Below are 3474 nucleotides of genomic sequence, written 5' to 3'. Positions count from 1 at the left end.
GAAGAAGGAAGAAGGAAGAAGGAAGAAGAAGGAAATTTCTTTCTCTGCTTTTCTTGCTTCTCTTATCTTGTCAACGGGCATATACTCTACCTTTCCATGCACCTCCACGTCCTTGCCAATGTTGTAATGCTGAATCTGTTGTCATAGAAGTATATAAAAAAGCAATGATGGGTAAGCTAAAAGCAAAAACTGGAGAACATTTATAAAAACGAATAATTGGGAAATAAGCAAAAGTCATCAGTAGATATCCGATGAAAGAAATCAGGGTAATTATCCAATTCCCCAATACCAGACCGAAAATAATTGCTATCGGTGGTAATAAATAAACTAAAGTCATTCCCAACAGGCTGCCTATTAGCAGGAAAGGGGAATAATTTAGTTGTGTGTAAGCACTTCTGGCGACCATATCCCAAATTGTTTTCAGGGAGTCGTAAGGACGTAAGCTATAGGTTAGGGTGCTTAATCCTAGCCAGATTTTTCCGTGAGTTGATTTAACGGCTTTGGCTAGGGAACAGTCATCAATTAAGGCTTGACGAATTATTTGCAACCCACCAATTCTATTTAGGGCTTCTGAGTGAATGAGAATACAACCTCCAGCAGCGGCAGCAGTAGCTTTTTTGGGATTATTTACCCAGGAAAATGGATAAAGTTTTTGGAAGAAAAAGACGAAAGCTGGTATTAATAGTTGTTCCCAAAAACTTTGACAGCGTAAGCGTACCATGATGGATACGAGATCTAATTTCTGTGCCTCGGCTTTGGCAACTAGGCGGTGCAAGTTGCTGGGATCATGTTCTATATCGGCATCAGTAAGTAAAAAATAGTCTGGTGTCAAGGTACTGGCTGTTTGTAAACCTTGTTCCATTGCCCACAATTTGCCTGTCCAACCTGGGGGTAATGAGGTGCTGGTAACAATTTGTAGTTGTGGGGTTTTGTCGAGGGCGTAGGCTACTCCTTCGGCAATGTGGGCTGTACCATCGCTACTTTGATCGTCTACTAAAAAGATGGTGAAATTACCAGGATAGTCTTGAAGGAGGAGCGATCGCAAGCTAACAGGAATGACATCGGCTTCATTACGGGCAGGAATTATTACGCACACGGTCGGTAAGGTGTTGTTATCAATATCTTTATCTTGATTTGCTTCTAATTGGTGATTAACTCGCCAAAACTGCCCCCAAAATAAGAGTAAAAATATCCAAATGACTAAGGATAGAAGGGTCAAACTGAATATAATTGTTGCCATAACTGTTGCTGTACTCCAATTTAAAATTTAAAAGACAAATTTAATTCTTTTACTGACTTGGATAGAATACAATGTTTGCTGATTTTGCGGAAGAATTTTCTCGTAATTCGGTTATGTTATTTAAATATTGTTTGGTGCTGAGGTAGGTATTTGATGCAAACACAAGATAGAATAAAAGTCAAGCAAGTTGTTGATGCGATAGCCGCAAGTCAAAAACATCTACTTTCTATTCAAAATCCCGATGGTTATTGGTGGGCTGAGTTAGAGTCTAATGTTACCATCACTTCGGAAGCTGTTTTATTACATAAGATTTGGGGAACTGAGAAAACCAGACCTTTACATAAAGTTGAAAATTATCTCCGTTCTCAACAACGAGAACATGGAGGTTGGGAATTGTTTTATGGTGATGGTGGAGATTTAAACACAACTGTAGAAGCCTATATGGCTTTAAGATTGTTAGGTGTACCCGCTACAGATACCGCATTGCTGAAAGCGAAATCTCTAATTTTAGCTAAAGGTGGTATTAGCAAAACTCGGATTTTTACAAAGTTACATCTAGCTTTAATTGGCTGTTATAATTGGCGCGGACTGCCTTCTTTGCCACCTTGGGTAATGTTACTACCCGATAATTTTTTCTTCAATATTTATGAACTTTCGAGTTGGGCGCGTTCTAGCACTGTGCCATTATTAATTGTCTTTGATCGAAAACCAATTTTTAACATTGATCAGCCAATTAATTTAGATGAATTATATGCTGAAGGTGTAAATAATGTCTGCTGGGAATTACCAAAAAATGGTGATTGGTCAGATATTTTTAATATCCTTGATGATGGCTTTAAATTAGTAGAAAGTATTAATTTTGTTCCTTTTAGAAATGAAGGAATTAAAGCCGCAGAAAAATGGATTCTAGAACGTCAAGAAGTTACAGGTGATTGGGGGGGAATTATTCCCGCCATGTTAAATTCTCTGTTAGCTTTAAAGTGTTTAGATTATGATGCTAATGATCCGGTTATCGAACGGGGTTTAAAAGCAGTTGATAATTTCGCCATTGAAACAGAAAATAGTTACTGTGTCCAACCTTGTGTTTCTCCTGTATGGGATACAGCTTGGGCGATTCGGGCTTTGATTGATTCAGGTTTTCCGCCAAATGATCCGGCTATTGTTAAAGCTGGAGCATGGTTAATAGAGAAACAAATTCTCGATTATGGTGATTGGAATGTCAAAAACAAGCAGGGAAAACCTGGTGCTTGGGCGTTTGAATTTGAAAATCGTTTTTACCCAGATGTGGATGATTCGGCTGTGGTTGTCATGGCTTTACATCAAGCAAAATTGCCAAATGAGGAACTAAAAAAACAAGCTATTGATAGGGCTTTAAATTGGATTGCGACGATGCAATGTAAACCAGGTGGTTGGGCGGCTTTTGATCTTGATAATGATCAAGAATGGCTCAATTCTGTCCCCTATGGTGATTTGAAAGCGATGATTGATCCAAATACGGCTGATGTCACTGCTAGAGTATTGGAAATGTTGGGGGCTTGTAATTTATCAATTCAACCAGATAATTTAGAAAAGTCTTTAGATTATCTTTTGAAGGAACAAGAAATAGAAGGTTGTTGGTTTGGACGTTGGGGTGTAAATTACATTTATGGAACTAGCGGCGTTTTATCAGCTTTGGCTTTAATTAATCCTTTGAAATATGCTAGAGATATAAATCAAGGTGCAGCTTGGTTAGTGAAAGTACAAAATTCTGATGGTGGTTGGGGAGAAACTTGTTTTAGTTACAATGATCCTAATTTAAAAGGAAAAGGTGACAGTACAGCATCCCAAACAGCATGGGCTTTAATTGGGTTAATAGCAGCAGGTGAAGCTACGGATAAATTAGCTATTGATAGTATTGAAAAGGGGATTAATTACCTGTTAGAAACACAAAAATTAGATGGTACTTGGGATGAAGAATACTTTACCGGAACGGGCTTTCCTTGCCATTTTTATTTGAAGTATCACCTTTATCAGCAGTATTTTCCTTTAATGGCTTTGGGACGATATCAAGCAAAATGTTCGAGTTAAATAGGGCTGGCTGAATAAACCGAAAACCTAGATAGATTAAGAGTTTCCCGGTTAAAAAAGTGAATTAGGTGCAAGGAATAAGGATTGAAACCATTAAAAACCTATCACTTTCTGAAATTTGAGACTATTCTTCTCTCCTTCTAATTCTTCCTCCTGACTCCTGACTC

At 38.1% G+C, this 3474-nt stretch carries 2 protein-coding genes; one reads left to right on the top strand and one right to left on the bottom strand.

The window, feature by feature from the left end; translation table 11 throughout:
- Positions 1-70: 70 nt before the first annotated feature.
- Positions 71-1240 (bottom strand): glycosyltransferase, encoded by a 1170-nt coding sequence (locus FJR06_RS17445; RefSeq protein WP_168651905.1) that lies wholly within the window; start codon positions 1238-1240, stop codon positions 71-73.
- Positions 1241-1393: 153 nt separating this feature from the next.
- Here FJR06_RS17445 and shc point away from each other — a divergent pair, with 153 nt between their 5' ends.
- Positions 1394-3307 carry a squalene--hopene cyclase gene (gene shc, locus FJR06_RS17440; protein ID WP_168651904.1) on the top strand — a complete coding sequence of 638 codons (1914 nt, stop codon included), beginning with the start codon at positions 1394-1396 and terminating at the stop codon, positions 3305-3307.
- Positions 3308-3474: the final 167 nt, after the last annotated feature.

The organism is Dolichospermum sp. UHCC 0352 (assembly GCF_009711925.1).
In the GTDB taxonomy this organism is placed as follows: Bacteria; Cyanobacteriota; Cyanobacteriia; order Cyanobacteriales; family Nostocaceae; genus Dolichospermum; species Dolichospermum lemmermannii.
Note: the sequence above shows the minus strand (reverse complement) of the source record. Positions and strands in the feature narration are given on the sequence as shown.

Excerpts from the sequence above, each read along its gene's own strand:
- FJR06_RS17445 (WP_168651905.1), bottom strand. The coding sequence starts at position 1,240 with ATGGCAACAATTATATTCAGTTTGACCCTTCTATCCTTAGTCATTTGG.
- shc (WP_168651904.1), top strand. The coding sequence starts at position 1,394 with ATGCAAACACAAGATAGAATAAAAGTCAAGCAAGTTGTTGATGCGATA.